Source organism: Rhodococcus sp. KRD162 (genome assembly GCF_017168335.1).
Classification (GTDB): Bacteria; Actinomycetota; Actinomycetes; order Mycobacteriales; family Mycobacteriaceae; genus Rhodococcoides.
In genome coordinates this window covers 107,614-133,783 of the sequence record NZ_JABFAU010000007.1, presented here as the reverse complement: position 1 = coordinate 133,783, position 26,170 = coordinate 107,614, and the positions used below count along the sequence as shown (strand labels likewise).

Annotated in this window: 27 protein-coding genes and 1 pseudogene; 4 read left to right on the top strand and 24 right to left on the bottom strand. The window is 61.2% G+C overall.

The genetic code is table 11. From position 1 onward, the window contains the following. The 4 genes and pseudogenes from J1M87_RS12305 to J1M87_RS12290 all read right to left on the bottom strand — a co-directional run. Positions 1-255: pseudogene (locus J1M87_RS12305) on the bottom strand (transposase); the annotation flags it as partial. A 370-nt stretch (positions 256-625) separates the two neighbouring features. Continuing rightward, positions 626-1,219, bottom strand: coding sequence for a hypothetical protein (locus J1M87_RS12300; protein ID WP_198289542.1), 594 nt, complete (start codon positions 1,217-1,219; stop codon positions 626-628). Between the two features lie 277 nt (positions 1,220-1,496). Then, a complete protein-coding gene (locus J1M87_RS12295; protein ID WP_042940435.1) occupies positions 1,497-1,682 on the bottom strand; it encodes a hypothetical protein in 186 nt (61 codons plus the stop codon). Positions 1,683-1,767: 85 nt separating this feature from the next. Beyond that, positions 1,768-3,306, bottom strand: coding sequence for a hypothetical protein (locus J1M87_RS12290; protein WP_008720755.1), 1,539 nt, complete (start codon positions 3,304-3,306; stop codon positions 1,768-1,770). A 127-nt stretch (positions 3,307-3,433) separates the two neighbouring features. On the opposite strand from J1M87_RS12290, the gene J1M87_RS12285 reads away from it, so the two are divergent. Next, complete coding sequence (locus tag J1M87_RS12285; RefSeq protein WP_008720757.1) at positions 3,434-3,805, top strand: Lsr2 family protein; 372 nt, start codon at positions 3,434-3,436, stop codon at positions 3,803-3,805. A gap of 228 nt (positions 3,806-4,033) precedes the next feature. Here J1M87_RS12285 and J1M87_RS12280 read toward each other — a convergent pair whose 3' ends face one another. Together J1M87_RS12280 and J1M87_RS12275 are read right to left on the bottom strand one after the other, a co-directional pair. After that, complete coding sequence (locus J1M87_RS12280; protein ID WP_042940437.1) at positions 4,034-4,834, bottom strand: hypothetical protein; 801 nt, start codon at positions 4,832-4,834, stop codon at positions 4,034-4,036. Continuing rightward, complete coding sequence (locus J1M87_RS12275) at positions 4,831-5,460, bottom strand: TetR/AcrR family transcriptional regulator (protein ID WP_008720759.1); 630 nt, start codon at positions 5,458-5,460, stop codon at positions 4,831-4,833. The genes J1M87_RS12280 and J1M87_RS12275 overlap by 4 nt, the downstream gene beginning before the upstream one ends. A gap of 304 nt (positions 5,461-5,764) precedes the next feature. On the opposite strand from J1M87_RS12275, the gene J1M87_RS12270 reads away from it, so the two are divergent. After that, entirely contained in the window at positions 5,765-6,286 is a 522-nt protein-coding gene (locus J1M87_RS12270; RefSeq protein ID WP_042940438.1) for a hypothetical protein, read from the top strand. Between the two features lie 76 nt (positions 6,287-6,362). Here J1M87_RS12270 and J1M87_RS12265 read toward each other — a convergent pair whose 3' ends face one another. From J1M87_RS12265 to J1M87_RS12250, 4 genes are all read right to left on the bottom strand, one after another. Next, positions 6,363-7,382 carry an ABC transporter gene (locus J1M87_RS12265; protein WP_008720762.1) on the bottom strand — a complete coding sequence of 340 codons (1,020 nt, stop codon included), beginning with the start codon at positions 7,380-7,382 and terminating at the stop codon, positions 6,363-6,365. Next, positions 7,379-8,449 (bottom strand): helix-turn-helix transcriptional regulator, encoded by a 1,071-nt coding sequence (locus tag J1M87_RS12260; RefSeq protein ID WP_008720764.1) that lies wholly within the window; start codon positions 8,447-8,449, stop codon positions 7,379-7,381. The genes J1M87_RS12265 and J1M87_RS12260 overlap by 4 nt, the downstream gene beginning before the upstream one ends. Positions 8,450-8,515: 66 nt before the next feature. Further along, a complete protein-coding gene (locus J1M87_RS12255; protein ID WP_008720766.1) occupies positions 8,516-9,145 on the bottom strand; it encodes an RES family NAD+ phosphorylase in 630 nt (209 codons plus the stop codon). Next, complete coding sequence (locus tag J1M87_RS12250; RefSeq protein WP_042940440.1) at positions 9,142-9,645, bottom strand: hypothetical protein; 504 nt, start codon at positions 9,643-9,645, stop codon at positions 9,142-9,144. The genes J1M87_RS12255 and J1M87_RS12250 overlap by 4 nt, the downstream gene beginning before the upstream one ends. A gap of 169 nt (positions 9,646-9,814) precedes the next feature. On the opposite strand from J1M87_RS12250, the gene J1M87_RS12245 reads away from it, so the two are divergent. After that, positions 9,815-10,579: a hypothetical protein gene (locus J1M87_RS12245; protein WP_157226237.1), complete on the top strand. Its 765-nt coding sequence runs from the start codon at positions 9,815-9,817 to the stop codon at positions 10,577-10,579. Between the two features lie 303 nt (positions 10,580-10,882). Here J1M87_RS12245 and istB read toward each other — a convergent pair whose 3' ends face one another. From istB to J1M87_RS12200, 9 genes are all read right to left on the bottom strand, one after another. Beyond that, positions 10,883-11,656 (bottom strand): IS21-like element helper ATPase IstB, encoded by a 774-nt coding sequence (istB, locus tag J1M87_RS12240; protein ID WP_008720773.1) that lies wholly within the window; start codon positions 11,654-11,656, stop codon positions 10,883-10,885. A 46-nt stretch (positions 11,657-11,702) separates the two neighbouring features. Beyond that, entirely contained in the window at positions 11,703-13,037 is a 1,335-nt protein-coding gene (istA, locus tag J1M87_RS12235; protein ID WP_008720775.1) for an IS21 family transposase, read from the bottom strand. Positions 13,038-13,213: 176 nt separating this feature from the next. Then, positions 13,214-13,756, bottom strand: a complete 543-nt coding sequence (locus J1M87_RS12230; protein WP_008720777.1) for a hypothetical protein — start codon at positions 13,754-13,756, stop codon at positions 13,214-13,216. Between the two features lie 317 nt (positions 13,757-14,073). Continuing rightward, entirely contained in the window at positions 14,074-14,262 is a 189-nt protein-coding gene (locus J1M87_RS12225) for a hypothetical protein (RefSeq protein ID WP_015586087.1), read from the bottom strand. A gap of 10 nt (positions 14,263-14,272) precedes the next feature. Further along, the gene (locus J1M87_RS12220; protein WP_042940445.1) at positions 14,273-14,812 is read right to left on the bottom strand and encodes a hypothetical protein; all 540 of its coding nucleotides are present in this window, start codon (positions 14,810-14,812) and stop codon (positions 14,273-14,275) included. Positions 14,813-14,948: 136 nt separating this feature from the next. Then, complete coding sequence (locus J1M87_RS12215) at positions 14,949-16,466, bottom strand: hypothetical protein (protein WP_008720782.1); 1,518 nt, start codon at positions 16,464-16,466, stop codon at positions 14,949-14,951. A 71-nt stretch (positions 16,467-16,537) separates the two neighbouring features. Beyond that, on the bottom strand, positions 16,538-16,897 hold the full coding sequence (locus J1M87_RS12210; RefSeq protein WP_157226238.1) for a hypothetical protein: 360 nt from the start codon (positions 16,895-16,897) through the stop codon (positions 16,538-16,540). Between the two features lie 485 nt (positions 16,898-17,382). Further along, positions 17,383-17,871, bottom strand: a complete 489-nt coding sequence (locus J1M87_RS12205) for a hypothetical protein (protein WP_032406428.1) — start codon at positions 17,869-17,871, stop codon at positions 17,383-17,385. Positions 17,872-17,971: 100 nt separating this feature from the next. After that, on the bottom strand, positions 17,972-19,828 hold the full coding sequence (locus tag J1M87_RS12200) for a hypothetical protein (RefSeq protein WP_052060495.1): 1,857 nt from the start codon (positions 19,826-19,828) through the stop codon (positions 17,972-17,974). Between the two features lie 768 nt (positions 19,829-20,596). On the opposite strand from J1M87_RS12200, the gene J1M87_RS12195 reads away from it, so the two are divergent. Then, positions 20,597-21,280, top strand: coding sequence for a class I SAM-dependent methyltransferase (locus tag J1M87_RS12195; RefSeq protein WP_032406426.1), 684 nt, complete (start codon positions 20,597-20,599; stop codon positions 21,278-21,280). A gap of 31 nt (positions 21,281-21,311) precedes the next feature. Here the strand turns inward: J1M87_RS12195 and J1M87_RS12190 are convergent, their stop codons facing one another. From J1M87_RS12190 to J1M87_RS29425, 5 genes are all read right to left on the bottom strand, one after another. Further along, a complete protein-coding gene (locus tag J1M87_RS12190; protein ID WP_306437492.1) occupies positions 21,312-22,505 on the bottom strand; it encodes an MAB_1171c family putative transporter in 1,194 nt (397 codons plus the stop codon). Then, positions 22,502-23,017: a hypothetical protein gene (locus J1M87_RS12185; RefSeq protein WP_072692217.1), complete on the bottom strand. Its 516-nt coding sequence runs from the start codon at positions 23,015-23,017 to the stop codon at positions 22,502-22,504. Before J1M87_RS12185 ends, J1M87_RS12190 begins: the two co-directional genes overlap by 4 nt. A gap of 48 nt (positions 23,018-23,065) precedes the next feature. Then, positions 23,066-23,509 (bottom strand): hypothetical protein, encoded by a 444-nt coding sequence (locus J1M87_RS12180; protein ID WP_032406424.1) that lies wholly within the window; start codon positions 23,507-23,509, stop codon positions 23,066-23,068. An 18-nt stretch (positions 23,510-23,527) separates the two neighbouring features. Beyond that, positions 23,528-24,175 carry a hypothetical protein gene (locus tag J1M87_RS12175; RefSeq protein ID WP_052060493.1) on the bottom strand — a complete coding sequence of 216 codons (648 nt, stop codon included), beginning with the start codon at positions 24,173-24,175 and terminating at the stop codon, positions 23,528-23,530. A gap of 333 nt (positions 24,176-24,508) precedes the next feature. Continuing rightward, positions 24,509-24,952: a helix-turn-helix transcriptional regulator gene (locus tag J1M87_RS29425; protein ID WP_032406423.1), complete on the bottom strand. Its 444-nt coding sequence runs from the start codon at positions 24,950-24,952 to the stop codon at positions 24,509-24,511. Positions 24,953-26,170 lie beyond the last annotated feature (1,218 nt).

The window sequence follows — 26,170 nt, the reverse complement described above, 5'->3', positions numbered from 1 at the left end:
ACGCCCACCCGGCGAGACCTTCGTCAGAAGATCGGTGACCGTACCTGTCCCGTCCCTGAGTTTGCCAAGCAACGCATAGACCCGACGGCGCGACAACCCCAGTCGTTCGGCCGCATCATCGACCGCTTCCGAACGCACCGGATGCATCTCCAGCAAGGGAGCCAAGACAGCGAATCGGGTCTCTGCCTGCGCCCACCGCTCCCCCGACGCCGTCAGCACACCGGTCTCCACGACGTCGAGCTTGTCGGGGTCCATCTCAAGCCTCCCTGTCACCGAGAGCCGAACGTGCGACCGTGCACCGCACTTCTGACATCAGAATGTCAGAAGACACGTGCACTCACCCTCGAAACGCCTGCAAAGAGTGCAGCCGTCTTCTGAAGTTGACACTCACCCAACTCCGAAACACTGGTCTGCGGCGGTTGTCGACGCGAGCGTTCGATCTTCCCGAGGAATCGCAGATGTTGTTGATCTCGATGGCCGAAAAGCTCCGCGCCAGTGAAGGACTACCGGCGGTACCGCCCGACTGCACTCCCTCGAGCAACGTCCTTGACACCTGAGCCGATACCCGGAGGTCCTCACCTATCTGTCGCTGCCACGCCGTCCACAACGTCCCTGCTCATTCGGTCTAGTCCCATCCCAGAGTTGCCATCATCGACTCTCGGCCACTACTGCGGTCGAACGCAGCGAAACACTCCGCAACGGCCTGCGCGCGCTCCATCGCCGACGGGAACTCCGGAAGCGCAACATTCCACAGTTCGCAGCACACTTCCAGGCGAGGGATGTTGGTTGCCGAGATTCCGTGGGCACCAGCGGTCAACGCCGCGATGTCTGCAGGTAGGTGATGCCACCGCGCACGGACACCGTGCCGGTGCAGGAGCTTGCTCAGAAAGGCAGCGTGGATCTCCGGATCCGCACCACCGAGAGTGTTTCCTGCCAGTGCATCACCGAGCGCTGCGAGCTCGACGGCGATGGCGGGCAGATCCTGTTGTGCCTTTTCCTCCAACCGTCGACGGTGGTACCCACTGAGCTGAAGAAACGTCGGATCCGCCCGCTCGAGCTGTCGCGCCTCGATCGGAAGCGCGAGATCCCATACGCGACCTGAGGCGACATCGATCGCTGCGAGCTCGAAAACATCGTGGGCCTCGAAAGAGGGGCCTGTGGTGTGGACATCGACGACGATCAGCTGGCGGCCCTTCATTCCCGTGGCTCCGAAGGCCACACCACATCGACCTGCGAAGTATTCACGCCAGACATCCCGACCTCGAATTCGGTCATCATCGCGCCGAACCTGTCCAGCACCCGACCTCCGGAGTCACTGCCACTGTCAATGTTCACGTTTTCTGACCCCCTCCGACTATGGGACTTCACCTCCGCCCAAGCCGAGGTGATCATTGAATCGTCTCTACCGCTGCACATTAGCGTCGGGACCGGACACCACGAACAGTCCAAGTTTCCGAGCCGACTCCCGACTCGAACGCGTTAGTGCACGACAATCTTCACTTCGATCGATGACCGATTCGTTCGGGCTTAGGGACGTGCCCACGGAGATTACGGTCCAGCCGTGGCGCAGAAGGGTAGCGAGGATCGGCGAAACCCACCGACACGATCTCGATCAGCAACAGCAATCCCACCTGCAGCAGCCACCACGCGGCTTCAGCGACGAACCGCACGTAACGAATCACCCGATCAGAATATGCGCCTGCACCGAATTCCAGAGTCGATGTCGTAGGTCTTCAGTTCGTAGTGTGTTCCTGCTATTGCCGGGCGTCACCAGTCCGATGGCGACAACGGGATCTGATTCTCGAGGAAGTCGTACTGTTTCCACGCCTCGGCGAGGATCGGGTTGTGGACACTGGGCAGCGCGCCGAGCGCAACACCGAACGGATACGTACGGCGCTCGGGGTCGCGCAGTATCGCGAGCAGCACGTCGACGGCCTCGGCAGCCGGCTGACAGACCCAGTGCTCGAGCTCTCTCAGGGAGAGCACCATCGACGGGATGGTCGAGGCCCTTCCGTACTCATCGAAGGTGGAGTTGGCCAGGTAGAACGGTTCGCAGGTAACGGCGAGTCCGACGATAGGGCGATCTGTCGGGAACTGGTCGAACGGCGGCGTTCGGGAGGTGATCAGATCCGCTGTCGTGTCGAGCTGCTCGCGGGCCTTGGACAGGTACTGCTCTGTATTGGCGGGAAGAGAAGCGTCTCCGGCTCGTGCACCGAGTTTCATCCGCGCGGATTTGACCTCGACCAAGATTACGGCTTTCGGTGTCACCCAGATGTAGTCGACGCTTTTCTTCTGGTTCTTGCCTTCGTTGTATGTGATCTCACCGTGAAGGTCGCTCTCGTCGGCGATAACTTTCAGTTGTCGTCCGACATATGCCTCGGTCCGGGTGCCGAGGATGTCCGCGAATCGTTTCCCCCAGGTGCTGATTCCGCGGTAGTAGAGATTGCTGGGATACAAGGCGCGGTCGACCAACATCACCTGTGGTGCCCAGATCCCGTACTCGCCCAGATCGACGAGCGGAAGGGCGGACAGCGGGTTGAAACCGTAGCGCCGCCGCGCTGGTTCGAGCGAGGGGGCAGCGTCGTTCGCGCTTTTGGCCTGGGAGACTGTGGCGGTGAGAACCTGAGCGAGCGTTTCGATTTGCTCGCGTGGCGCGACGGTGTCGAATATTTCCTGCATGTAGTCCAGGTCCATGATCGACGGGTCGAACCTGCCGCCATTCTTGGTCACCCACACACGTAAGACCAACGCTGCCCGCACAGCCTCGTTCAGTTGCATTCCGAACACCTCGGTCCAGTCGAGCTCCGGGCCCAGAGTCGGATCTTCGAACAGCGCGTAGATACGTGACAGTTCCTCGAACTCGGATTCCTGGTACGGGAACTGTTCGTAAATTATGGGCGTCAAGATCGTGGCCGCACCCTCGATCCTGTCGTGAGAACCATTTAATTCCAACAGAAGCCGAGCCACAGCGCCCTGGTCCACCTCCCTGTGACGGTGCTCGTTTCCGTACAAGATCGACTCACGCGCGATCGCGGCCACTCCCCAAGGCGGGCACAAACGCACGTCGCCCGACCACTCACCTTCTCCGTAACGCTCCGCCGAGAACCGCGCCAGGACCGGAATCAAACTCGACGGCCGATACCGCCGAACCATCTGCTTGAACTCCCGATAGGAGGGGGACGGAGCGCGCCGCCAATCCAGAATCATCCACCCATCCAACAGCTTCGATTCCACCACCGGCCCCATTTCCAGCTTTCTCGCCCCGACCTGGGCTTCACCGTCGCCAACGAATAGAGCGCTGCCCATAACTGCACTCCCTCGATCCTGCATCCGAACCACTCGCGCGGGCGCGCCACAGTTATCGCAACCAACTAGAGCCGTTATACGCTCACTCACTGTCTTCGCTAGATTTCTACGAGAGGGTTTCTTCACTATGGCCAAACACGTATCCGTCCAGCTGGTCGACGACATCGATGGATCTGTCATCGACGAGAATGGAGGCGAGACAATCGAATTCTCTGTCAGCGGTGTCGACTACGTAATTGACCTGAAAACCAAGAACGCCAACGAGTTTCACCGAAAGTTGGACTATTACATCGACCATGGCACTCGCGTAGGCGGACGTAAGCGCAAGCCCTCCCCCACGGCCACTACGGATCCGGCCACCTCTGGCGGCTCACCTGCCAAGCGTGATGCTGCGCAAACCCGAGCGATCCGCAAGTGGGCGATCGACAAGGGCTACAAGGTCAGTCAGCGCGGCCGTATACCCGCCGACGTCGAAGAGGCGTACAACGCCGCGCACTAACGGCCAAGGACATGTTGTCAGGCCTAAGTTGTCGGCCTGACCAGGTGGTATTTCGCGTCTTTTTGCGAGCACACCGCGGGCAAGGTCTCCGCTGGATTCGTACAACCACCCGCCCTCGAGGCCCCTACGATTTCGTTGCATCACGAGTCGTGGTCCGTGCCGCACTCGACAGCGAGTCTGCAGTCGTCGCAGGTGATGCTCCCCGCCATGGACATGGGGTTCCTGGATTCATTTCTCGAACGCTGCAACTCGATTCGCTGCTATTGCTTCGCGCAGCAGCATCTCCGAAACGGCGATCGCATCGTTGTACGTACCGCACTCGCCTGTCTTCAATCTGATGGTCGGCGCGCAAATTCGAGGCAGCGAACAGAGAAGGGCAGGCCGCATCGCTCGGCCTTCATCGTTCGGCACCTCTCGATCGGAGACCACGCGGTTTCGCCGGAACGCAACGGCCGGCGACCACAGCCCCCGGTCCGCTATCGCAGCTGCTGCAGCGAGGCCGGGGTTGACCATCACGGTTCCGCTGTACGCCGACGGTATGGCCATCAGGGTGTCCGACGAGATCCCCAGTTGCAGACCGCGAGCTGTACCCGACAGCGAGGCCACAGTCTCTGGCCCGCTCATCGCCGAAACCCAGACCCGAGCACTGTCGGTGTAGATCGCGTAGCTCGTTGCACTGTCTGCATCGTGCTCGAGCCGCACTACCGATGCGCTCCGAACGACCTCGGCCGCAGGCTCGACCACCCGGGAGATCGATTCGGATGTGCGCGCGATCGGTTCCGCAATCAGCGGGTGCAGAAGCGACACCCACTCCGCTGCTGACTGGCGTGACGGTCCCAACGCAAAGACCGCGTCGGGCGTGTGGGCGACCCACACTGTGACCAGACCTGAAGGGCTCACACATATCTCTCGGACTCCGACACCAGCTCCCCATGACAACGTGAGCTGGCCCGGCTCGTCGAAGACATCGGGCTCCGGATACCCGGCAGCGATCAATGCCTCTCGGATCTCCGCACCACCGCTGTTCATGCCGTTACTGCACCGCCGGCGAGCACGGGGCCTGTCAACCGTAGGACGGTGTCGAGATCACCGCCGTTGCCGAAACTTCCCGGACCGGCGGTGGTTGTCACGCCACACACGATGGCCATGACAGCCTCGGCAGCGTCGACCGATGCCGGCGACGGCACGCTGCCGTCGCCGGCCAGCAACGCCAGGACCGCGGCCTTGAGAGGGTCGTAGGTCGCGGCTCGTGCCGCGGCCTCGTAGTGGAGATCGGTCCACAACACCGCTGTTGCCCGCAAAGACCAGTACCGCCTCGCATGGGTGAAGTAGTCGCCGAGCAAGCCCTGAACATCGGCCACTGTGTGTCCCGCGGACGTGCGGGGAGTGCGAAGGAAATCGCATCGTCGAGCAGCCTCATCGATCACTGCATGAACAACAGCGTCCTTCGATGGGAAATGGAAGTACATGCTTCCTTTGGTCACCCCTGCAGCCTGTATCAGATCGTTCACCGTGACCCCGCTGCCCTCACATGCAATAGTTCGAGCCGCACCTGTGATCAGCGCGGCGCGGGTCCGTTGCGCGCGTTTCTGCGGCTGGCGGGCGCGATGCTCGACATTCTCCTGCTCCGAAGCCTTCTGGTCGACAACCGTCATGTCACACTTTCTCCGCTCCGTAGCCGCATGGGACTGCTTTGCACTCCGATCGCACCGCGCGGATTCGGACATTCCATTGATCGCAGATTGACTACGGCCCTGACTGGGAATTCGCCATTCTACAAAGTTTGATCAGCTACATCAGGCCATGATTATGCCTGCGGAGGTGGACACTTCGAGCAGCGACAAAATTCACGAAACAGGAACGACAACTCACGCAATAGGTGCGGTCGGCAAAATGACCGATTCACCTCTCACGTTGCATCGAGCGACCCTCTGTTCTGGACCCGAATACTCTGACGAAATGGATATCAGCGGTGTGGCCTCGATCATCGGAGCTCTCGGTATCGGATCCTTTGCAGGCCAGTACCTGATCGGCAGTCAGCAACGCCGTCAACTGCGCAGCGATGTTCTCCGGTACTTGGCGATCACCGAGCGCACCCGGTGGGCAGGGGCGTCGTCCTCCGATTCATCGTTTCAGCAGTTCAAGGACAGTATCCGCGAGCTCGAGACGGCCGCGATCATCGCACGGGTTCCGCGACGACCACTGCGTCTGTACATCCAACTGGCCACTGCGGCGCGCCTGATGAGCGACGACGACGTAGAGCAGAAAGACGGCCAGGAAGAGGCAGGTGGAATCAACACCGTCTTAGGTCGATCCGTGCGCTTGTCAGCAGCACAGCTCAGTCGCCTGATGTGGTCACCGTGGCTCGCCAGAGCTGGCATGAAGCGACGAGCAAGCGCGATCGAACGAGAAGTTCAAGGCCTCGATGAGGAGGTCGTCTCTGCGGTGGATAAGGCCAAGCAGTTTCACACCTACTACTGAAGCTGCAAGGGGATTGGGAACCCGGATTGCAGTTCACGCTGAGTATTCGAGGCCCATCTCCGCCGCTGTTCGTGTCCTAAGCTGCAGCGATCGCCGTGACGATGTGAGCGGCTTCGATGGTTTCGCTTGTTACGGAACACGCTCGTACCAACGCATCCTGCAATACGACCAGCTCTCGGCGGACACTACGCCCGGCCACGTAGTGGTCGAAGAGATGCTGGAGGGCGTCATCGTCGATGACGTCGATCGCGCCGAGGTTCGGATTTCCCACGGCGTTGCGAGCCCGTTTACCGACTATCGAGCCCAGTGCGGCTGAATTAGCCAGGGCAGGCAACGTGATTCGAGTGTTCAGGTATTCGCGGGCCTGTTCGTAGTGGGGACTGTTGATGTAGTCGTCATGGACGGCGACGACGCATGCCGCTGGAAGTCGTTCGGCGATCATTCTCAAGGTCGAGCCGAAGAACATCGCGATCCGCGGCTCTGGATCGACGGCGATCCCTGGACGACGTATCCACTGGTCTGTGTCATCGAGCACGAGGGTCGGACTCACGCCGCTGCGTGAAATCAGTTCCAGGACCCCGATGGCCTGATCCACGACGTCCTCACCTTGCGATGGTTCGTTCACCACGCTGCCGAGCTCGATCGCGAGATTGCCGGCCAACCACGGGAGACCGACCGAGAATTTGACCGGTCGATGTGCGGAACCTCCGCGCATTTCCCGAGCAACCTTCTGGACCGCGCGATTCTGTTCGAGCTGTCTGGCTACGGTGTTGACCAACAAACGCGGAAACTCAGCCGGGTCGGAGACGAGAGAGTCGCCCTGAATCCCCATCCTGATCCTCAGTGCCGCAACCTTTTCGGATTGCAGCACACCCATGACGTACTCGGTGATCGAGGACTTTCCCGAACCGCTCGCACCGATCAGTGCCACACGCTCACGACGCCGAACAGCATCCATGAAGGCCTGCTCGTAATCCCCACCCATGGGCCCAGCGAGGACATCGAACGGCACATGGACCTGCCACATACGATCCGGATCCGGCGACGGGTCGAAGGCTCTCGAGTCCCGCAATTGATGCAGTAGGTCTCCACTCATTTCTGGGCCTCCGGATCAGCGTGTTCGGTCCGCAGCCATTCCGCCGGCGGAGTCAGCTCATACACACGCCGCGGACGTCCCTGACCCGATGAAACTTCGCTGCTTCGGACCAGCCCCTTCTCGTAGAGCTGCTTGAAGACCTGCACAGCGCGCGGACGTGTCCAGCCCAGCGCTCTCAGCAGCTCATAGTCCGATGCGCTTACCGGTCCCCGCGCCTTCATCTCGGCGGCCAGCATCGACGCTGGGCGGCCCAATTCGAATATGGCATCGTCTCTGGCTCCGATGGCCCGAGCGTTGTTCTCGTACGACCCAGGGTCCTGCAGGAGACCCCGCAGAGCGCCCACCAGATCCCGAGGATTTCCACCGACTGCGCCAGTAAGCGTGTCTGCTATCGATTCCATGTCGATCCCGCCGCGGCGATTGATGAACTCGATGCTCTCCGCCGTCGAGAGCGGAGCCACGTCGACGACCTTCTCGAAGAATGCGTCTGCCGGCGGAGTCATGAGACCTTGGCGGTCACTTTCACGCACCGACACCGTCCACAGGTATCCCGTCGCCCACACCTCGTCGCGGTACCGCCCGAACAGTGCGTGTCCGGCCGAGGCGGTGACGTCGTCGACGATGATCACCGGATACAGGCGCGTTCCGGTCGGAGTAGTGCCGTCGTCGCTTTCTGCTGCCCATCGCCGAAGCGTGTCGTCGATGAACTGCAGGCGAAAGTCGCTCAATTGCCGCAGCAGGACGTCGGGCCCGTCACTGTCGACTGTTGGTTCGCCGGTGACCTGTTCAACTATGCGAGCGAGCATGTCACGGCCGTCCGAGATCCCCTCGACCCGAACGAAGCTCATCGGGAAGTCGCCTTCGCGCCGGGCACCGCTGAGCGGCGCTCGGCTGTCGAGCTGCAACTGTCGAAGGAGCGACGTTCGGCCTACGCCGCGGTCGCCCGTCACCAGAACGTTGAGCTCTGCATTCAACCCGCCCCAGATCGCAGTGAGTTCACTTTGCCGTCCGACGAACAGTTCGGCGTCGACGGGATTGTCGAGCAGAGGACGCGCGCTGATCTTCATAGGACTTACAGTACTTACTGTAAGTTTCGTTAGCAACGTTCCAGCCGGTTGATCCTCCGGCGGGCGCTACAGCAGGTCCGGAACATCCAAGATCGTGACACCGGTTTCTTCACGCCACCGCTCAAGCAGATCCGCTCGCTCGGACAGGGTGACCGTGGCCTGGACGGTATGACGATGCTCCTTGCCGGCCACCCCCGCTTGCCCGAACAGTGCAATGCACCGCCGGGCATGTTCGAGGTCGTGGCGGGCCCAGTACCGCAGACCCTCGAACCCGGCCATCCGTAACGCGGCCGCCCACCGCTGCGTCAGCGGATAGTCGGCGGTAGTAAAGATTTCTGCCGTAACACCGAGCGCAACACCGGTGTTCGAAGTCAGATCAGCGAGCCTGATATCAGCATCCAACGTGATCGTCGACGCTGCGCGCGCATCGACCTCGTATCTCGGCACGACCTGTTGGCCACCGAAAATCTCCAGAAGAGTGACCACTTCGTCTTCGGCCAGGTAGCACGTCCCATCAGGGGCTTCGAGGTCGAACCTGCCGCCGCCATTCGATGAGTACCACCACGGCCCCAGACTGGCCTGATGCGATCGAAACAGCTCGGTCCCAGCCGGGTAGACGCACGACGGAAATCGCTCTGCCAATTCACCGACGGGCTTGGGCTCGAACAGATGAACGACGGCGCGTTCAGCGCTCACGCCGCAAGCCGACTGACCGCAGCCCGGGCGGCGCGAGCCACGGTAGGCACGTCCCCGTCGAGAAGGGCTTGCCGCGGTGTGCGGCCGTCGAGCTCTGGCTGTTCGGTCGTCAGCCACGCAACCACCAACCAGCCGCGTGGATCCTGCCCCGCCCACACACGCAGCACCTCCTGGATACCGAGAATCGGCTTCGCCGGTTGTGCATCGGTGAAGCCCGCCGCGGCGTAGCCGTACTTGCCGTTGCTGCCCGTCAACCGAAGAACGCGGTTCTCTTTCACAGCCTTGCTCAAGGCAGCACGCGTCCACCCCGCAACGTCGAGGGCCTGACTCGGGGTCAAGATCTCCCCTACGTGCTCACTCCACGCGCGACGTGCCTTCAAACCGTCGACGATGCCACTCAGACCCGCTATCGCATACGCCAGATCACGCTCGTCTGGTGCGCCACTGGCCTCGACCAGCCGGTGCGCCATGACCTCGAAATCCTTCTCGACAGTGGACATACCCCGATCATCCTCGGCCGCCCCCGTCATGTCAACCATGTCAACCCGAAGTGATGGAGGGTCTTGGCTTGCGTGCGGAGAGTGTCGTACCTCGCCGATACGGTCTGAAGCGGAACTTCTGCGTCGGGGCAGAGAGTCGAGTCGAGTTGGGAGCGTCGAGATGTCACCGGTGAGCAAGAAACGCAAAGGCGCAGGCAAGGGGCCAGGGCGATCGCGCGGCGGTCCAGGAGCTGCTGCAATGCCGGAATGGGCGCAGCGGGCCGGGTACGTCACACCACCGGTAGCGGGGATCCGTCCCCCTGCGAATCCTGGCGTGACCGCACCGGCAGAGGTGCAGATCATCGACCGGCATTGCCAGATCTGGCAGGCCTACACCGAGGGCGGTTTTTCGGGCACCTGCATTGCTGCGGTGCGATGCTTGATTCCGGCATTGCGTGACTACGGGATCGAGGCCGAGCCGCTGGTCGTGTACGGGCAGGTGGCGTGGTCGGACGAGCAGTGGGTGGAGCTGGGGAGCCGCACACCGAAGTGGGAGTCGGACACATGGTGGACCGGGCACCTGGTGTTGTGGATTCCGGCGATGGGCCGGATTGTCGATCCGACCGTCTATCAAGCAAACCGGCGCGGGATGCCGACCACGATCACTCGGGCTCTGGTCTTCTCGATCGGTTCGCTCGACCTGCTGGAGACAGCGGGAGTGAACAAGGACGGTGCGCTGGTGCAGTACCAACGGGTCATCGGTGCGGACATGAGTTGGTTCGATCGCGATCACGCCGATCGCGAGGCGATCGAAGATGCCCTCCGAATTCTGCGAGGAGCTGTAGCTGACTCGCTCAAAAGCAAGACAGACCGGAAAGCGCGTTGGATGGAGACCGCGACCCACCCACCATTGGTGGAAGCGCTACGTGAGCGAGGTTTGATCTCCGCAAAATAGTCCGGTAGCTGTGCAATCTGCTCAGCGGTAGGCATCCGAGCGATGTGAAATCGCGGTGACCTGCACCGTGCGCTGCGCGGCGCAAATAGCGCGCGAGGGTGCAATTGCCGTTCGGCGCGATACAGCACCAATCTGACCAAACCTGAAGTTCGCCCATCCGGACTTCCGTGCGCGCGGTCAGCGGCGTGGGAATTTCACCACCACTCTCGGACTTGCTGCAGCCGCCAGATCATGCCGTCGGTATCGGTGGACGACCTCACGTGTCGGTCTGTGTACGACCTGACGTGTCGGTGTCCGGCAGGTTCATGATGCCGGTGCCTCCACTGGTGTGACAAGCCCTTGCCGGTCTTTGAGCCGGTAGCTGGGGCCGTTGATGGCCAGGACGTCGCAGTGATGAAGGAGTCGGTCGAGGATCGCGGTGGCGAGGACGTCGTCGCCGAGGACGGTTCCCCATTCGGTGAAATGCTTGTTGCTTGTGATGATCGTGGAGCCCTTCTCGTATCTGCGGCTGATCAGCTGGAAGAACATGTTGGCTTCGTCGCGGTCGAGGGCGAGGTATCCGACCTCGTCTATGACCAGCAGAGATGGGCGCATGAGGTTCGCGAGTTGCCGGGGGAGCCGGTTTGCTGCGTCGGCGGCTTTGAGCTTTCGAACGAGGTCGTCGAGGGTGGTGAAGTAGATCGACTTTCCGGCTTGGCAGGCAGCGACCGCCAGCCCGATCGCGATATGCGTTTTCCCTACTCCCGGTGGTCCAAGTATCGCGATGTTCCCTGCGCCGGTGAGGAATTCGAGGGTGGCAAGGTCTCGGATGCGGCGCGGTTCGAGTCCGGGTTGGAAGGTGTAGTCGAAGTCGTCGAGGGTTTTGTGATGGGGAAGCCCGGAGAGTTTGAGGGCGTTGCGGAACCGCCGGGATTCTCGGACTGCGACTTCTTCGGCGAGGAGGTGGTCGACGAAGTCGAGGTATCCCATCCGCGCGGAATCTGCGCGGGCGGCGGATTCGGTGACCGATTCGGCGGTGTGACCGAGGCCGAGCCGGAGGGCGTTGTCGATGATCCGTTGGGTGGTCAGTGAACTCATGAACGGTGTCCTGTCGTGGAAGATGCTGTGGGATAGTGGTTCACGGTCAGACGGCGTAGGCGGACAGTGGTCGATGTTCGACGTGGACGTGTCCGACGAGTGAGATGACTTTGGCGGTCAACGGGTCGCCTGCGTCGACCGAAGGTGACGGTGTGCCCTCCGCGGGGTTTGTATCGACGCGTCCGTCGGTGGTGGCACGGGTGTGACCGTCGGGCAGTGACGCCCAGTGCGCCTGGTCGACGACCCAGGCGCCGCGGACCTGCGAGCGAGCGTGGACGGCCAGGACGGTACCGCCGGCACTGTCGAGGGTGGCGATGGCGATGTTGTCGGCACCGGCGCGTACCTGTACTCGTTGACCTGCCCGGACGCGGTCGGCGGGTACGGAGTAGAGCGATGCCTCGAACGAGATCAGCGCGTCGTTTCCGATGCGCCGTAGGTGGGCTTCGGCGACAAGATACGGCTCGGCCGGGGCAGGACGTAGCGCCGCGTGATCGACGACGGCGCGGGTCCCGATGACCTCACGGTGAGTACGGTGCACCTGAGTCCGGCGGATCGGAACCCAGTCCATGAAGGTGCGGTCGGTGCTAGCGAGATCGGTGAACGTGCGACCGGCCAGGACGTGATCCCGAACGATCTTCACTTGCCGTTCTACACGGCCTTTGCCGGTGGGCCGGTACGCGGCGAGGACGTCGATGTCGAAGCCGTAGTGCCCGGAGAATGCGACGGCTGCTGGATGCAACGGGACAGCATGTCCGGGACGGACATGTTTGCGGACAATGGTTTTGGTGCGGTCGTAGACGATCGAACCCGGGACGCCACCGAAGTGCGCGAAGGCTCGGATGTGGCTGCCCCAGAACGCGGCGGCGTCCATCGAGTGGGTGTAGCAGCAGAATGGGTCACGGGAGAACGAGAGGACCATGTGGAAGGAGTAGACCTTGCGTCCGGTGCCGAAGAGATCGCCTTCATCGCCCCAGTCGACTTGTGCTTGGGCGCCGGGGATGGTTTCGAATCGGCGGTGTAGATTGCCGAGCCCGGATTCTTCTGCGCCGAGTTCGTCTCGGATGATGGGTCTGGCTGTGCTGCAATAGATTTTGACTCGTTGGTAGTTCACGGTCACGGACTTTTCGTTGGTGAGGCGTTCGTGGATGACCGAGGCTGCGATGGTGATGTCGGCGCGGAGCATCTCTTCGATCAGTGCGGCGATGTCGTCGGTGATCGCTCGGGGTTGTGTTCCTGCTCTCGAGGTTCCCTGCGGTGGATGCGTGGGTGCATCGTCGGCGAGGTATCGGCGGACAGTGCGCCAATCGCAGCCGCATTCGCGGGCGATGTCGGCATAGGTCGCGCCGGCCTCGTGCAGGGCTTTGAAACGTCGGATGTTCATCCAAGACTCTCCATCTAGGATCATGGCAAGGGCCACCCTTCGGGTTCGTCAACTTTGGCGGTAGACGATTCGAAGGGTGGCCCTTGTCGTGGGCGAGTTACGACAGGACTCGCCGAGCACCTACATATGAGGTTGTACGGGGACCATCACGTGAGGGTGTACACCGATAGTCGGTCCTAATGTCCATCGTCGAACGGCCCGAATCCCGCTTCGTCCCAATGCCGTTCGAGTGCAGCATTCCATTCGTCGATGTCCGACGCGGAGAACAGATGCATGTTGTGTTCGGTGAGTAAGAACCCGGTGTCGCGCCATGCTTGGAAGTAGGCGGGGTTCTCCCCTGCTTCGCGGGCCTTGTCGATCAGGGAGTCCACGTCTGCCAACAAGGTCTCCTCACTGATCTCCTGCGGCGTGTCAGCAGCTGGGTCGAAGAACAACGGATCGTTGGGCCCGAGATCTCGGCCGAACTTGTCCCGAAACGCCTGTCGCTGCTCTTCGAGAGCGTCGTTGAGCTCCGCACCACCCACCGTGTCATTGCTCCACGACAGGGTGCGCCCACCGTCGGCGTTGGTGCGCCGTTGCACGAACGAGGGATCGCCGCTGCGCGCGAGCACCAGCGAAGCGTGCTGCTCACGTGAGATGCCTTGTTGCGCGAGTCGCTTTCGACGTTGCTGGACCTTGCGGGCGCGTTTGTCACCTGCGGCGGTGCGTTTCGGTGTCATACCTTCACCGTCTCAGAGATTGTCCGGAACATCCGGTGTTCGGCCGAGACGGCGATCTACCGTTGCCACTTGTCGCGGATCGGAGTCGACGCAGAGCGCCAGGTGAGGGTGTGAGCGAAGTCAGCGCTCGCGGCGGACTGCAGGCCTCTCAACTTGAACCACAGCGCCCGCAGTGATGCTGCGGATAGCTCTCTCGTTGGGTGCTGCCCGAACAATGGTGCGATCACCCGCAGCCGATGTCGGGACCACCACCACAGGGCGCGCGCTGGCACGTGGACCCGACGACCCCGATGGTGGGTTCTGATCTTTCGAGGCCGTCACGCCGACGCCCCCTGCTGCTTCTCTATCTGGCGTCGCACTTCGTCGATCGTGCGGGAACTGCCCTCGTAGTTACCCACCAGCCGAGGATTGGGACGCAAAGCCACCTTGCGACGCCGCGACGCCGTCGCCGGGCTCGCCGAGCCCACCGGTCGATCAGGTTTCTGCTGCTCGTTCACCGTAGCCATGATGGTCCTCCTACATCCGAATGATAGCCGCCACGAGCAACACCAGCACAGATCCAGCCAACAGACCCGTCGTGATCCGCAACCGCATCAGCTTGCTCCGAAGCCGCATCTCGGTCACCTGATAGATCGACACCAGAGTTGACGCGATCTCGAACCGGCCCGTCGTCTCATCGACGGTCGAATACTCCTCCAACACCACTTCCGGGTTGAGCCCCGACGCGGTATTGGGTGCAATCACAAATGCCGCCATAATTGCCGCTGCACCGGCCAGCGCAGCACCGGCAACCTCCCACACACCGATCCCCGCGGGATTGCGCAACACGATCCCCACCAGAATGCCTGCGAAGCCCAGCAACACACCCCCGCGCTGATCGATGCTCGTCACTCGGCGTTCCTGAGAATCCAGCGTCCGTTCGATGCTCGCATGCACCATCTCGATTGCCGCCGGACTCAGCTCGACACCTACCGGGTCGAGCTCGGGCGCGACCTCTTGACCAGCAGCGGCGTCCGGTGAAGCGTTCTCGCGCGGACCCCGGTCGTTCGATTCCACTGCTAGCGCCTCTTCTTCGACATCATTTTTGGCTGCGCCGAACCTCCTCGGCCACACTTCACTCATCACCCGGCGCGCCATGCCGCTCACCGCAACATTCTCTCAGCACACCACCGGCAACGTATGTGAACACCCCTCAATGCGTCCTGTCTCTTCGAGCGGATCGGCGGAGCAGACGACGTCTCAGGTCATCAGGATCGGACATGATGTACATCAAATACAGCAGCGGCAGGTACATCAGCGTCTCTGGCCGCCGGCCGTCATGCTGCGCGAACAGTCGGTCGCGGACGGGATCAGGTTTGTCGAACCCGTGTGTAGTGTTTCTGCGCGCACGCATGAGCTGACTCACTGCGTCGTCGAGCGACAGGGCTTTCTCCGCTCCACCAGGGAGCCTCAGAATCACCTTCTCCGATCCGCGATAGTTCTTGATGAAGAACCCTTCTCCCACTTCGGTCAACGCCTCCACACCGTAAGCGGCGTACGGAAGCAGTACCGCCTGAACATCAGCAGGCATACGATCTCGGACTTCCTGCAGCGCTTTCGCGGCGATCGAGGGCTTGCAGAGTGTTGTGAGATCCCATGAAAGCCAGGTCGACTCGATCAGGTCCATTGCTGACCACATCAGAACTCCGGATGCGTAATCGTCGTGCAGCGACAGCAGCGTCGAGGTGACTCGTTGTAGAAGATCCGCGAATTCCATCAACCGGTTCTGCTGCACATAGGGGAGATAATTGCCGTTGGCATTTCCGAACAAGCAGGGGTTCAGGAGGTGCCCGAGCACTGTATTCATCTGAGAAACCCACCAGGCGACAGCGACACCCCACGCCTCCGGACGTGGCGGGGGCTCCTGCCGCTGAGGAAGGCGGTCCACTGGTGATCGGGGAAGCACCTGATGTGCCTCGAACGGAATACTGGAGCGCCCCGAAATATCTCTGCCGAGGGTAAAAATCACCGCACCGGACACCCTGTTCGCCTGAAACGCCCACACCCAAGGCGACCGAGCGGCCAACAACGGACCTAGATGGCTCGCGGGAATCAGAACACTGCTCAATATCGACGACCCCGACGCGAAAACGATCTCGTCGACGTTGATCGGCCCGCGTCGTATGTCGTCGAGGAGTTCGGGGTCCTGGTTCAGACGCAACACGAACCCAGGGAACCTCATCCGACGGTGCGTAGAGTCGCCATAGCGAACAACATGCGTAGCGTGCTCGTCGAACGGATGCTCATCGTCGTCGTCCATAATTCCGGCCAAATCGCGACGCACGTCCTGCACTGCTGCGGACAAAGACTTATCGGGGGCGGTGATGACCGGCAACTGCAAGGCATACAGAAGCGACCCCATACCCCCCGCGCCGATCTGCGTGATCGCGCGAAGTCGTTCCTTCTCGATTCGAGACTCGTCCAAACGGGAGGCATAGCTGTCCTGCGGAAGATCAACGAGCACGTCGTCGACCACATCGTCAGAACCGAACAAGGTGCGGACCGTCATGAAATCAACAGAGTCCATGCCAACAGCCGGCTCCGTCAACGCCCACACGTCCGGCGCGGACGTGCGGGCGACGTCGAAACCCAGGTCCTCCAAATAGGCCTGCACCTGTCCCCCGGCCAGCTCAGGTGGAATCGTGACATCGACAGTCAACCGATCAAACATGGACGCCAGCCTACAAACCGTCAAGCCGGATTCGTCCCCAATTTCGAGCACCCGGAACGCGGCGAACGGCTCTAGTTGGTGACCAAAACCTGCAGTTCACCTATCCGAACTTCGGTACGCGAGGTCAGCGGCGTGGGAATAACTCCACCGACGGTCCCATTGGGAGTCGTTGCAGTCCACGTGACGAGCCAGTTCGATGTCGCGGAGACCTTGAACGTCCCACCCGGCTCTGTAGTCGACGTCTTGTGGTAGACGATATTCCCACACGTCGGGCTCGGAAGCCCCTGCGCGACATCGGTATACGGCGTGAATGGCAGGAGCGCGCCCGGGCAGACCGATGGCAAGGATCCATCCCCCCAATTGACGACCACGGAAGTATTGACAGCCGTGGCGTTGACGACAACGCCGGGTCCAGCCGCTGTTCTGGTCACGGGGCCGACTGTGGATTCCCGTGGGTCAGAGACCCAGAACCAGCCGGGTAGACCAACCAGGCCTACAGCACCTGTGCTGGCGGGGTTCGGGGTAATCCCTATTCCCGGTGGGTCCAACTGCATTGCGGTGACCGCTTGGCCGACCACGGTCATAACATCGACCACGGGAGGTGTCGCTGGAAGCCCGACGTCCGGAATTTGTACACATGGCCCCACCGCTTCGCAGGACCATGTTGTGCCGTCATCGTTGACTACGTTCATCGCCATCGGGGCACCGGTATCAGCATTCCGGACAAACGTCATACCGGAGTCAGTCGTCGGAACGAACTCCAGTGGCGGTCCGGACGGTGCGGCGCTTCCGCCACCTCCCCCGCTCACGGCGGCCGGTGCCGATCCAGTCGTCCCACCCCCTGCCGGCACACTCGTGTATGTACCAGTCCTACGGCCAACCGCACTGAACTCCGCGGCGCGTTTGAATGGGTCATTTACACGCCCGCCTCACCGTCAGAGTTCTCGTTGCTTGCTGCGAGGCCGGCGATCATGTCCGTGGCCTCTGCTTCTGATGGCCAGTCTTCGGGGCCGGCGACAACGGGGAACAGATCTTCGAGGCGGGAATTGAACAGACTCGTTTTGAGCAACTCGACAGCCCGATTGATCACGGTTTCTTCGATGTGGTCGACGTGCACTGCCAGCCAGCCTCGTATCCCATCCGGGCCATTAGTCGCGGGGCCGAAGAGGCCTGTGAGCGCTTCGGGTCTGTACCCGTTCTCACTGACCAGTTGCACGGCTGTTAGCCAATCGTCGCTCGGCTCAGACACCCACACTTTGTGGTCGTACCGCATGTCCGCCTCGCTTGTTCGGCGGAAGCGCTCGTCGATAGGCAGATCCTTGGCGTCGTCAGGAGTGCGCAAGCTCCAGCTCGTAGCTTCTCCGCGTGCGATTTCTTCTTCCGTAGCGTCTCGGTAATAGCCCATAGGCAGATGGTATCGAGAGGCTCGCTATATCGAATCTCGTTGTATGCGCCCTGGTGAGACGCCTCAAATGCGTCGGAGATCTACCTCCGACGTACGGCGTTCACCCTGCCACGATCACGGCACCTAGTTGGTCGCTAACAAGCTCGATCGCTTCCAGTTCCGGGTCTCTTCTGGGTGGGCCCGCTGACATCCTGGCTGCCCAGAGCTCCTCGACGTCGTCGCCGAGTGGGGGAGCGGGATACATCGCTGGCAACCAGCTGCTTTTTGCGCCCACGTTGGCAGTGAGCCCCGTTTGCGGCTCGAAACGTCGCTCAAGCCAGACCTGCCACAGAAGCCTTTCAGCTCGGTGACGAACGATACGGTCGGCCGCGATGGTTCCTAGTCCGTGAGCGGCCGCTACGTCGTCCAGCGTGCGGCGTCCTAGGGTCAGCTTTGCGCTATCCCGTTCGATGAGCCCGGCGGTCATCAGATCCGCGAGGATTGCGTACCCGTTGGAGGGCCTGAGCTTGGCGGCAGCGAATGTGTCGTCGACGTTGGTGGCGAGCCCGGCCTCGACCAGCTCGTACAGTGCTCGGCCGCGAAGGCCCAACACACTCCAGGCCGGGTGTATCGGTTCAACCCGTGCTCGGTCGATATCCGACCGTCTAGGCCCGTTCGTCGTCGCTGCTGTGGTCAAGGCGTAGCGATCCGCCTCTCGACCTGCACCGCGTGCAACCAGCAGCAGGGGAGAGCCTGGGGTCTCTCGGAGCAATCTGAGCGCACTCCACACGGTCGATTCCGACATCAGTCCCGCTGCGTGCGAGAGGCTTCGACCGCCAACTGCGACTACCGGCACTCCCTCGACCAGTTCGCCGGCCAAAGCGGACGTGTATGCGAGAGCCTGGACTACTGCGAGTAAGACCGGTCGTTGGCGGGTACCGAGAAATTCTGCGTCGATCCACAGCTTCGCGTGCGCAAGCCACTGTCTACGAACTCGATCTTTCAGGAAGGAACCATCCCCCCCTGTGTATCTGTTCTTGTGCGTGAGTTCGTGGAGTGGCCGCACGATCGTCGCCGCCCAGCTCAGGGCTTTGTCCACGTCTCGTTGCAATGCTGCGACCGAATGGGTTCCGTACTTGTCGATGTAGGCGCGACGTAGCCCGGCCCACTTCGTGGTGGCGATCGCTTTCTCGATGTCCGCAGCGCTGGCACCACGAAGGACTGCGTGGCTGATGACGGACTGGCGTGCTTCCGACGGGGATTCCCAGAGGGCTTTGTGGGCTCTGGTGAACTTGCCGGTGGCCGCGTACGTCGCGACGGCCTCTGGCACGGGCGTGTTGCGGTGGAAACGCGGGTCCAGGCGTCGATCGCGTCCGACACCGACGAGGCGCTCGTCCTGGGTCAGGGAGGCGGCGACAGCCGCAGTGGGAGTTCGATGTCGAGGAGTGGTTGCACCGCCCAGCAGAGCGATCAGTCGTGCGACGACGCCGCGATCGGACCGAACGGTGAAGGCGTCGATCGCGGCGTCGAGAGTGCCGTCGAGGAGTCGGTAGCCACCCTCTCGACAGGGTGAGCCAGGGGGAGTGATGCATCCCCAGTCCGCGTTGAGCATCGGAGTGGCGTCCAGGGTGACCAGGCGGGCAGTGAGCAGCTGCATCACAATTTTAATGTCGTCGACGCGCAGAGGGATGTCGGTGGCCATGGGCACCAGGACGTGGCGGCCACCGCTCGTAGAGCGGTCGGTGACGGTGCGCGCGCCGCATTCGTGGAGCCATCCCAAGGCACGTTCGACATCAACGTCGACTTGCTCTGGCGTGTGGTGTTTTGCGTCGAAGTCCAGCGCTAGCAGGCTCGTGCGGCCGCGCGCATAGATCGGCAGCGCGGCCGGCACGGACGGTAGGTGCTTCGTCAGACTCCGCGACGTATCGAACTTGCCGCTAGCGGCACTCCACACCCGCATGGACCGACGCGCGGTCATTAATGGAGACAGTCGTCTCCAAATGTGGTCGGGCGTCGACATCGTCGACCCGACACGAGCATCAGTTCTTGAACCTTCATCAGGGCGCGAGGTACCCTGAGACAAGACCAGCAATAGTCTGTCCCTTCCAGGGGAATGCAGTACCGGAACGAAGATTGGCTCTCCGTTTCACCTCGGGCCCTCGACCTGCCAGTCGGGGGCTCGATTTTTTCGGTCTGCACTTGATGTGCAAATGGGGGCAGAGGCTAACCGTCCTCAAACCCGCCTCATTTTGTCCTTGCTATGCGGTTAGGGGCATCACCTCTTGGTTCAGTTCGCGTACCAGGTCGGGGCGTCCGTGAACCACTGCGAGCAGATCCGCAAGGTACTGCGACGTAGACGTGCAGCCCGCCTCAAGTGCTCGCCGTTCGATCAGGTCACCAACCTCCACAGGGATGCGAGTTGCGTACATACGCCTCGACCCCTTGCTCTGCATGGCCATCGCTGACACCTTTCCCGGACGCCAATCCATCCCCGGATTCTGTAACAGATTGCGCCCAGCGGCGGTTTGACACGCCGTGAAGCTGTAACAAGATTCGGGCATTGGCTTGCAAGAGCAATTCACTTACGCCCCAGTGGCCCGATGGAAGAGCGCTAGCCGTAGCACTCCGCCTCAACTCCTGGGCCGATCCGCCTAAGCGAACAAGCAAACAGATGAGGCAGACTCTTAGACCGCGTGGTAGCCACGCGGGGGAATGGCTCACACACTCCGAAAGGAACATCGGCTCGATGACATCTGACTCGACCCAAGCAGGGGCGGCTCCATACAGCAGCAATCTGTTCTTGAATGTGTACGACCTCTGGGTCATGCGACTATCGAACAGCTACGCCTGGCGCTGCAACCGACAGAATTTCCTTGACCTGTATAACGGACGCATCGGGCAGCGACACCTTGAGGTCGGCCCCGGCTCAGGCTGGCTACTCGCCAACGCGCAGCTACCCCAGGACGTCGATCTCACACTCACTGATCTCAGTCCGAATTCACTCCAGCACACATCATCTCGACTTCATATCCCCACAACGTCGATCGAGCACGATGTGCTCGAACCGTTCGACGACACCATCGGAAAGTTCGACTCAATTTCGATCAACTATGTGTTGCACTGCCTACCAGGCGATTGGTCGACCAAAGATGCGGCGTTCGATAACCTCGCTGCCCTACTGAAGCCTCAGGGCGTGCTGTTCGGATCGACCGTGATCGGAGTTGACCAGCGGTACACCCTATTCGGCAAGGCACTGATGACGGCGTACAACAAGATCGGTGCGTTCGGAAATTGGCACGACGATCTGCCGGGCTTGGAAAAAGCGCTCGACATCCGATTCAAGCAGGTAGAGGTCAACATGGTGGGGAACGTAGCGCTGTTTGTCGCCAGGGATCCACGCGGCCTGGAGCGTGAAAACCGAGGCGAATGAGGCGAGCTGGTTCAAGCACTAGAGACGCCCGTTAGGGCCGTACTGTCTGCTGTTGGCGTAGTTTGCGCCAAGCCCTGGCCACGTGGACCAGTTCATCGCTCGTCGCGGTGAGGTCGTAGGCCCCCGATCGCTGCGCCAGCAACATCAAAAGGTCGTAGCGTTCGGGGGGTGTTTGCCCCGACACCTTGGCGACATAAGCCTTTTCGAGCTCGGCGGCGATCCTTTCGGCCTTGAGTTCCGTCGAAGGTGTGTCGTTCGATGGGCTTGCGTTCCATTTGCTGAGTCGGCGTGCAGCATCGTGAATCTCAATAATTCTGCGGTGTAGTTTCCTCGCGGCGTCGGGGAGCTCCTCGTCACGGTCCGCTTCATCGAAACTGTCTGTTTCTGGTCTCGCCTCAGGCCGTCTGACCTCCGGAAACAGATCTGTCATGTCGCGCCAAAGAAGCTCAATCTCTTTCAGATTCTTACTGATTCGATCCTGCCCTAGCTTCGCCCGCAGTACTGCCGCAACCGGAACCGCACCCATGATTAACGATCCAGCGACCGCGAGGAAGTAAGTCAGGGCCTTCACATGCATCTCAGGGTCAGCCGACCCAGAACCTGTCAGGACCTCTTGGAGCGTGAGAATCGGGGTGCTTACACCAACGACCGCGAGCCCGAGCGCAATCACTATCGCCAAGCTGTAGAGGGCCTTCTCCCGCACTGCGGTATCGGGGTGCCGGGCTTCTCGGAGAAAGATCCGCATGACAGCGACGGCGACATACAGGATGGGGGCGTAGAAGGCGGTCCACAAGACAACCGCTGGCCACCCCAAGTACTGATCGACCAGCTCACCGGCCTTCCGTGATGGTGTGCCGGCTACCAAGATGACAGCGCTGAGCGCCAGACCGATCGCGTCGTAGACCCGTTGCCGCTTCCATACGGTGGAAGGGTCAGCCCCGATCCACAATCGGGACATGCCGTAGATAGCCATCACGATCATGACAATGCAACAGAAGGTGAGCTGCTGGAATAGTGCGACGTCGCCGAGCGGTTTGGGCAGGTGCCTGATCGCATCCTGAACCGCTCGTTCTCGAAGAACCAAGCCGAACCATCCGATGATCAGCGAGCGCGTAGTGAGCCGATCGATGAACGACGAGTTCAGCCAAGCGACGCGCACTACCAAAGTCAGTGCCATTAGTACGATGATTGGCCACGAGATCCAGGCCGGGACGGGGGACGTCATTTCGCTCTGAAGAATGTTGATCGCAGGGGCGACTGGCGGCGATTCCGGTTGACCATTGCCTCGACCATGATGCGGTCTGCGAAGGACTCGGCAGCGACCTCCTGGTCGTCCTCGAAACTGTCGCGGCCCAGCGCAATTTCGATCGTCCGCTCCGGTATGTGCGGCAACAACACCCTGAGCATCGCCTTGCTGTGCTGCGATTCAGGCAGTCCAGTATGAGATAGCACCATATGCCCGACCTCATGACTGATCACCTGATCTGCTTGATACTCAGCCACGTCCGACCCGTACACGATGAAGTCGTCTTGCTTGCGTGCAACCCATAAGCCGCAAAGCGTCCCGGTCAGGCCTACACGGCTCAGGAGTGCCGACTCAACTGGCCATAGAACAATCGGCCGGTTGCGCTCTTCCGCGACAAGGTCGATAAATCTACGACGCGACCACGGCTCGTCTGACGGCATGTTCTCTGCGATACGCCGTACAGCCGAACGAATTTGACTCTCCTGGCTCACGGGTCCCGACTCCCTCCGACCTTTGTTACTTAAAAACAACGAACGCCGCTACACGTTACTCCTGGTACCGCCTGCATCAGTTTCTCTGCGTTCTTGCTGCTCAGGAAGCTGTTGAAGGATGTTCATGAGGTCGTCGGCGCTCATTTCGCCTCCGTCACGCATCGCGAGCAGCTGGACCCCAGATTCACGGAGATGGATCAGTACCGACAGCTCGCGGTCGTAGCTCTCCGCAACCGCGTCCCACTTGTTCGCGAGAAAGGATGTCGGAGCCTCGAAGTAGGCGGCGAGAGCTTGGACGAGGTCGCTATCGACGAATCGCAGACCGGACTCGGCACGTAACGCCGCAATTTCCGTGTCGCGAACCAGCCGCTCCAGGGAGCTAGAAACCGCTTCGGCGACCGCGGCATTGCTGAGTTCCGGGTCGTCGGCCGTGTGAGTTGCCTCGAACAGTTTGTTGATTCTCAGGTGGAGAGGTGGGGTCGTCTTCGACATATCCATTTCCGTTCTTCGTCAGCGGGTTCGACTGTCTTTCAGCCGGCGTGAAAATCGCTTGGCTGTTGGTTGGTCTATGTCTATGGCATTGCCGTAAAGCCAACGCCGATACAGTTTTTCCTCGCGCTCCGGATCGTCGTCACTGACAGGAAGCTCCAGTAGCGCCGCAATGGCGGAATCGATTGCCTTGTTGTGCTGCCCGTGGTTGCGTTCCAGCGTCTCGGTGACGAAGGACCCGGCGATGGCCGAAACTGCAACATCGAGCTGGCCAAGGGCCGTCCTCAAGTCATCCAGACTTGATGTGCGGTTTTCCAGGCCGGCGACTTTCCCGTGAATGTCCCGCTGAGCAGCGAGCAGTTTAGTTAGAGGGTCGAGCCCGACGGCAATATTGCCCGTGCCGGACTTGTACGGTGCTCGGCCTAGAACAACTGGCTGGGCGCGTTCCCAATAGACATTCGCCGCGCTTCCCGGTTTCCAACTCAGTCCTGTATCGAACTTTCGCAAGGTACTCGGCCGCGGGTTACTGAGCTCTCCGCGCTCTGCCATCAACACGACGGGTTTTGTTGGGCCGCCGGCATCGCGCAACCCAACGATCGTGAGGTTCCGCTGCCTTCTGCGAGAGCTGACGCAGGTGGCAAACCAGAGGGGGTGTCCCGTTTGCGTCACTGAACCATCCTAGGGTCGAGGTCAATATGTGGTCAATAATCGAATTGCGGTAAAGAAACGCAGTTGGCCTAAATTGGCAGGTCAGCGCGGTGTGACTTATTCGAAATTGACTTCTACTTGCCCATCGCTCAGGGGGGCCATAGTGTTCCACGCGTGATGACGAAAGGCGACGCGCTCCGATCGGGCGTCGTGTTTCGTGGATCGACAAGACTCCAGCTGCGGAACGTCTCGCAGCCGGAAGGTGGCCGGCTCGTTACAGACGAGGTCGATCCCGTTCAGCTGCCACTGGACTGCACTGCATGCGACATGAAGGCCAGCTATCGAAGGCGATCGTCAGGGCAAGACGTCCGGCGGTCGATTCCTAACTCGATCAAAGGAGGCCACCACGCGCGACACCTCGAAACCAAGAGCACTCGCGATTTTCTGAGCCATTGCATCGGACAGCTTTACATGTCCGCGTTCGAGTGCGCCGATGTGCTGGGGGCTTACCTTGACTCGTCCAGCGAGGTCGCCCTGAGTGAGGCCTCGAGCTACTCGCAAGTCTCCGAGGTGTTCCTCGCTCGGATCCACGATCACCACGTCAGTCACAGCAGTATTCAGCACTGCGAGGCAGCGCGACAGCGCAGCAATGCCCGGATCGGCTTTCCCTTGCTCCCACTGGGAGTAGGTCGATGCACCGATGCCGCTTCGCCTGGCAACCTCCGCGCCACTGAGTCGCGCCCTCGCTCGGGCGTCCCGCAGGCGGCTCGGATCGAAGCCGCGGAGGCGGCGCTTCATCGCTGGTACTCCACGGTGACTCACAATGTCACCCGCCTATTCCTGGTAGCACATGATGCAGTGATTAAACAGATTGGTTACCACGGGTTGTTTAAACCGGACGCTCCAAGTAAGGTTTAGCACACGACCCGACCAAAGAAGAACCCCCGTGGTGCGCGTAGCTGATTGGCGTCCGCAAAGCGCATCCACGAGGGCCGACCCAGCAGACAGGGGTGCGACTTAGTCGCGTCCACATGGGCATTTACAGCCTATCGGACGTCGCCTAGGAGAGCGCCCCGGAAACGGAGCGCAACTGTGCTGTCGAGCAACTCAACCATCCTCGAAACACCCGCGGTGTCCGTGCGTAAGCAGCAGAGCCGGTGCGGCGCAGTGAACGACCGGGTTCTCGGTCTCGCCGTGTGCTCTCTTGGCTCCGCACCGCATTCCACTCACGCGCTTTTGTGCGAAGAGACTGGCGATCTCATGGGCGAGTGGACCGACGGTGATCCGACGTTCCGTGTACCCGTGGACGGTTCGACGACCATGTTCCGCGCCTGCCCTCTCAACTTCGGCGATGCGGCCTGATCTGGCCCTCAATCTCGATTGGGGTCATCTCTGACACCCAGTCGTGAGCTACAGGAGCTCCCCGACGCCCTGCAGCTCGACCGATGGACCGGCGCGAGGGTCGCGCAGTAAGCGCATTTCATCATGTTCGGTGCTGCGCGGCCCCGCCGGGACATCACCAGAATCCCGTAACCCCCTCTCAGAGAAAGGATTAGACAGGTGCCGTTCTTCCTTCAGTGGATTCTCTTTCTGAACTCCCTCTCATCGCAGTTCGCCTCCTGATGCCGAAAGCGAGTGGTGGTGTGGGTGATCGGACCCGCAAACCTTCGGCATCACCCGCACTCCCAATCGCACGTCGGCGGAGCTACGAGGTTAGAACCTGAATCACACTGCTGTTCAGCATGATTGGTTGACAACCAATCGAGGACGGGCCGAGAGCACCAGCTCCCTTCTTGGATCTACTCGCTGTAACCCAAACGCATTGTTCGTCAATGAAAGGTGAAGAAATGTTCAGATCGACTGGTAGTGGGGGTCGGCATCGGCGTACCTCGACGCGGATCGCCGCTGCATGCGCCATCCCCATTGCATTGTGCATCGCGTGCGCCGGTGTCGCTCAGGCTGCACCGGGTCAGCCGGGTGTGTCCGTTGCGCCGGGCCAGCAGCCCGGTGTGACCC

Bases quoted from the DNA above. Each gene is read 5' to 3' on its own strand.
- J1M87_RS12265 (WP_008720762.1), bottom strand. From the start codon at position 7,382: ATGAGTGGAGACCTACTGCATCAATTGCGGGACTCGAGAGCCTTCGAC.
- J1M87_RS12230 (WP_008720777.1), bottom strand. From the start codon at position 13,756: ATGACACCGAAACGCACCGCCGCAGGTGACAAACGCGCCCGCAAGGTC.
- J1M87_RS12250 (WP_042940440.1), bottom strand. From the start codon at position 9,645: ATGTCCACTGTCGAGAAGGATTTCGAGGTCATGGCGCACCGGCTGGTC.
- J1M87_RS12205 (WP_032406428.1), bottom strand. From the start codon at position 17,871: ATGGGCTATTACCGAGACGCTACGGAAGAAGAAATCGCACGCGGAGAA.
- J1M87_RS12280 (WP_042940437.1), bottom strand. From the start codon at position 4,834: ATGAACAGCGGTGGTGCGGAGATCCGAGAGGCATTGATCGCTGCCGGG.
- istA (WP_008720775.1), bottom strand. From the start codon at position 13,037: ATGAACATCCGACGTTTCAAAGCCCTGCACGAGGCCGGCGCGACCTAT.
- J1M87_RS12275 (WP_008720759.1), bottom strand. From the start codon at position 5,460: ATGACGGTTGTCGACCAGAAGGCTTCGGAGCAGGAGAATGTCGAGCAT.
- J1M87_RS29425 (WP_032406423.1), bottom strand. From the start codon at position 24,952: ATGAAGCGCCGCCTCCGCGGCTTCGATCCGAGCCGCCTGCGGGACGCC.
- J1M87_RS12285 (WP_008720757.1), top strand. From the start codon at position 3,434: ATGGCCAAACACGTATCCGTCCAGCTGGTCGACGACATCGATGGATCT.
- J1M87_RS12260 (WP_008720764.1), bottom strand. From the start codon at position 8,449: ATGAAGATCAGCGCGCGTCCTCTGCTCGACAATCCCGTCGACGCCGAA.
- J1M87_RS12270 (WP_042940438.1), top strand. From the start codon at position 5,765: ATGGATATCAGCGGTGTGGCCTCGATCATCGGAGCTCTCGGTATCGGA.
- J1M87_RS12225 (WP_015586087.1), bottom strand. From the start codon at position 14,262: ATGGCTACGGTGAACGAGCAGCAGAAACCTGATCGACCGGTGGGCTCG.
- J1M87_RS12215 (WP_008720782.1), bottom strand. From the start codon at position 16,466: ATGTTTGATCGGTTGACTGTCGATGTCACGATTCCACCTGAGCTGGCC.
- J1M87_RS12195 (WP_032406426.1), top strand. From the start codon at position 20,597: ATGACATCTGACTCGACCCAAGCAGGGGCGGCTCCATACAGCAGCAAT.
- J1M87_RS12190 (WP_306437492.1), bottom strand. From the start codon at position 22,505: ATGACGTCCCCCGTCCCGGCCTGGATCTCGTGGCCAATCATCGTACTA.
- J1M87_RS12180 (WP_032406424.1), bottom strand. From the start codon at position 23,509: ATGTCGAAGACGACCCCACCTCTCCACCTGAGAATCAACAAACTGTTC.
- J1M87_RS12290 (WP_008720755.1), bottom strand. From the start codon at position 3,306: ATGGGCAGCGCTCTATTCGTTGGCGACGGTGAAGCCCAGGTCGGGGCG.
- J1M87_RS12200 (WP_052060495.1), bottom strand. From the start codon at position 19,828: ATGACCGCGCGTCGGTCCATGCGGGTGTGGAGTGCCGCTAGCGGCAAG.
- istB (WP_008720773.1), bottom strand. From the start codon at position 11,656: ATGAGTTCACTGACCACCCAACGGATCATCGACAACGCCCTCCGGCTC.